Source organism: Mesorhizobium sp. B4-1-3 (assembly GCF_006439355.1).
In the GTDB taxonomy this organism is placed as follows: Bacteria; Pseudomonadota; Alphaproteobacteria; order Rhizobiales; family Rhizobiaceae; genus Mesorhizobium.
In genome coordinates, this window is sequence record NZ_VFTG01000055.1 from 1 (window position 1) to 3,561 (window position 3,561).

Sequence of the window (3,561 nt, forward strand, 5' to 3'; positions counted from 1 at the left end):
CAAAATGCGAAGAGCCAACTGGAGCAGAGACTTCTTCTATGAGCTCTTTACTCATATGCGATAGCCCTGCCCTTGTGAGGGAGATAGCCGGCAGGCCAGAGGGGGGCGCGAAGGAACGCCAACCTCTCGTTCTGTCGGCCTTCAGACGACCAGCCCGGGATGTGTGGGCCCCTAGAGCAATTCCAGGAAAAGTGTGAGCGGTTTTCCGTCCGGAATTGGGTTAAATCAAATAGGCAGGGCGTTTCGCCGTTTCCGTGAAACGGTGAAACGCGCTAAGATTGGCAACGCTGGCGGGACAGCGCCCCCTCTGCCCTGCCGGGCATCTCCCCCACAAGGAGGGAGATCATCTAATCACCCCGCCATCGCCAGCGGCGCGGCGCTCTTGTTGGGGATCTGGATGTCGATCTCCAGCGTCGACATGGTAGCACCCCGGTCCATCGAGACCTGGAGGTAGTCCTGGTCGATCTGCACGTGCTTGGCGATGACCGCCATGATCTCCTCGCGCAGGATGGAGACGAGATCCGGCTGGCCGCGGCTCTGGCGCTCATAGGCGAGCAGCAGCTGCAGCCGCTCGCGCGCTACCGGCGCGCTGGTGCGCCGTTTGAAGAGATCGAGGATACTCATGCGGCCCTCCTTCCGAGCAGCCGGTCGAGGAAGCCTTTGCGTTCGAAGGGGACGACCACCGGCAGGTCCTCGCCTTCCAGGCGTCTTGCCGCTTCGAGGTAAGCCTTTGCCGCACCATTGAGCGGCTCCGAGAGCGTGACGGGCGAACCGAGGTTCGAGGCCCTAAGAACATCCTGGCTTTCCGGGATGATGCCCAAGAGCGGCGTCGACAGGATCTCCAGCACGTCGTCGATCGACAGCATCTCGCCGCGCGCGGCGCGCGCCGCGTCATAGCGCGTGACCAGCACGTGCTTTTGCACCAGCTCGCCCTGCTCCGCCTTCATGGTGCGGGCGTCGAGCAGGCCGATGATGCGGTCGGAGTCGCGCACCGACGAGACTTCCGGGTTGGTGACGATGACCGCCTCGTCGGCGAAGCGCATGGCAAGCTGGGCGCCGCGCTCGATGCCGGCGGGGCTGTCGCAGAAGACATAATCGAAGACGGAGCGCAGCCTGGCGATGACTTCCGCCACGCCCTCCTCCGTCAGCGCATCCTTGTCGCGCGTCTGCGAGGCGGGCAGCAGATAGAGCGTTTCCAGCCGCTTGTCGCGGATCAGCGCCTGCGAAAGCTTGGCTGAACCCTGGATGACGTTGACGAGGTCAAACACCACGCGGCGCTCGGCGCCCATGATGAGGTCGAGGTTGCGCAGGCCGACGTCGAAATCGACCAGCGCAACCTTCTTGCCGGTCTTGGCCACGGCGGCGCCGAGCGCAGCCGTCGAGGTCGTCTTGCCGACGCCCCCCTTGCCCGATGTGACCACGACTACCTTGCCCATATTCATCCAGCCTCCGTTGGCGGTTTTTATTCTCTAGTCCGTGCATGGCACGGCGGGATTCTTTGTCAGCTTCGCACGCGAAACCGGTCCGAAGCTTGCGCGTCAGCCCAACGGCACCACGCACAGCGCATCATTGTCGAGGAAGGCCTGCACGGCCTTGCCGCGCGAGACGCCTTCCATTTCCTCGGCCGTCGTGTACCAGCCGTCGACGGCGAGCAGCTCGGCCTCGTTCTTGCGGCAGAAGATGCGCGCCGAAACATTGCCTTCCGAGCCGGCGATCGCGCGGCCGCGCAGCGTGCCATAGACATGGATCGAGCCGCCGGCGACGATTTCGGAACCGGACGCGACCGAGCCCAGCACGATGACGTCGCCATGCGGATGGAAGACCGACTGTCCCGAGCGGATCGGCGCCTTGATCATCAGCGTGCCGGCCGAAGGCAGCGCCGGCTCGGCGCCCTGCCCCGCGCTTGCGGCTTGCGCAGGTTCGATCCTGACCGATTCGAGCCTTGCCAGCTCGGGGTCCACCGGCTCATCGCCGGACATTTCTATGGGGGAAACTTCCGCCTGGGGCGCCTCAGCAGGCAACTCGGTCACCTCGGCAGCCTGCATCTGCTCCCCGGCGGCTTCGAGTTCCTCGGCCCGCGCTTTGCGCGCGGCCCGGCCCAGCAATCCTTCGGCCGTCGCCTCCTTGGCCCCCGCCAAGAGCGGTGGCAGTTCAGGCCCGAGCTCGGCGCCCTCCAGCTCGATGGCATAGACGCGGATACCGCGCGAGCCGAGCACGCCGACCAGCGCTCCGATCTCCTCCGGCCCCGGCTGCAGAAGGTTCAGATCCAGCACCACCGGGCGCCCGTTGAAATAGCCCGGCGAGTTGGCGATCCAGCGATCCAGCCCCTCCAGCCAGTCGGCGATCGGCGCCTCCGGCGTCAGCGTGAAAGCGACGAAGGAACGGGCGCGAAAGCGGATCGATTTGTTGTGCAGGGGGGCGGCGAAGGTCACGTCCAGGCGAATCCTTACTCAATGGTTAAAGGGTGCCGGGCGAATGGTTAACAAAAGGTTAATTTTGGGGGCCGAGGCCGTTAAGGAAGTGGCGCGGCTAAGTTCTGTGGCAACGCGGTGACAGGGCCCGCCGATGCCGCTATCGTCTCACCCCAGCCTGGCGGAAAGCAAGGGAGATCATGTCATGGGACCGGAGATCAGCAAGCCCGAGGACGTTGCGGCCGCCTTCGCCGATGCCTGGAACAGGCATGACATGGACGACTTCGCGGCGCTGTTTTCCGAGGACGCCAATTTCGTCAATGTCGTGGGCATGTGGTGGAAGAACCGGGCAGAGATCGAAGCAGCGCACCGCGCGACGCATGAGACCATGTTTCGCGACAGCCGGCTGGAGGGTGTCGCCGCATCGATCGTCGAGCTGTCTCCAGGCCTTGCATCGGTGCACTATAGATGGACCCTGACCGGCGCGTCCGCGCCGGACGGCTCGCCCGCCGGAACGCGGGAAGGCATCCTGCTTCTGGTGATGAAGAAGGAACAATCCGGCTGGCGGATCAAGGTGGCCCAGAACACCGATATTGTTCCAGGCGCCATCGCTCCCCCTGCCCGCGCAAGCAGATAGAGCGCAAGGCGACGAGGTGGTCAGCGCCATGAGCCCCAAGGGCACGATGCCGGCGACCATCGACTGCCGCTTCGCCGACACCACGCCGGGCCAAGTAGCGTACCGCTCGAAATTCACCCGCAAGCGGGCGCCTGCCAACACCCGCTACCACTGGGAAGTGGGCGAGCCGACCTACCTCGAGAGCAAGGAAGTGAGGGCAACCGGGCCGGCCTGCGGCGGGTGTATGCGAAAGCGACGCGGAATGCAGCGAGCGGGCAGAGTGTTGGGTGCTGGATCTGGCAGGGTTAAGCGATCGATCTTCTGGACAGGTTCGCGGCGCAAGCACCGGCCGGAGATGCTTGGCGCCTTCCCGATTGCTTGCGACTTCCAAGCTATGGTGGATTCCGCTGGCGACAGCCGGTCCAAGTTTCGTAGGCGCAATAGTCGGAGTACTAATTGGGCGGCTAAGCGGTTAGACAGACGGTTACTCCGTTCGCGATACACTTGGTTGTTTCTATGCCCCTCCTCCCCGCC

General features: G+C 64.4%; 4 protein-coding genes. 1 reads left to right on the top strand and 3 read right to left on the bottom strand.

Features of this window, described 5'->3' with window-relative positions; genetic code table 11:
* Window positions 1-351 precede the first annotated feature (351 nt).
* The 3 genes from minE to minC form a co-directional block, all read right to left on the bottom strand.
* Window positions 352-624 carry a cell division topological specificity factor MinE gene (minE, locus tag FJW06_RS29935; protein ID WP_042638296.1) on the bottom strand — a complete coding sequence of 91 codons (273 nt, stop codon included), beginning with the start codon at window positions 622-624 and terminating at the stop codon, window positions 352-354.
* The gene (gene minD / locus FJW06_RS29940; RefSeq protein WP_140757287.1) at window positions 621-1,436 is read right to left on the bottom strand and encodes a septum site-determining protein MinD; all 816 of its coding nucleotides are present in this window, start codon (window positions 1,434-1,436) and stop codon (window positions 621-623) included. The genes minE and minD overlap by 4 nt, the downstream gene beginning before the upstream one ends.
* Window positions 1,437-1,538: 102 nt before the next feature.
* On the bottom strand, window positions 1,539-2,432 hold the full coding sequence (minC, locus tag FJW06_RS29945; RefSeq protein ID WP_140757283.1) for a septum site-determining protein MinC: 894 nt from the start codon (window positions 2,430-2,432) through the stop codon (window positions 1,539-1,541).
* A gap of 184 nt (window positions 2,433-2,616) precedes the next feature.
* Here minC and FJW06_RS29950 point away from each other — a divergent pair, with 184 nt between their 5' ends.
* Entirely contained in the window at window positions 2,617-3,048 is a 432-nt protein-coding gene (locus tag FJW06_RS29950; protein ID WP_140757285.1) for an SgcJ/EcaC family oxidoreductase, read from the top strand.
* Window positions 3,049-3,561: the final 513 nt, after the last annotated feature.

Bases quoted from the DNA above. Each gene is read 5' to 3' on its own strand.
- minE (WP_042638296.1), bottom strand. From the start codon at position 624: ATGAGTATCCTCGATCTCTTCAAACGGCGCACCAGCGCGCCGGTAGCG.
- FJW06_RS29950 (WP_140757285.1), top strand. From the start codon at position 2,617: ATGGGACCGGAGATCAGCAAGCCCGAGGACGTTGCGGCCGCCTTCGCC.
- minD (WP_140757287.1), bottom strand. From the start codon at position 1,436: ATGGGCAAGGTAGTCGTGGTCACATCGGGCAAGGGGGGCGTCGGCAAG.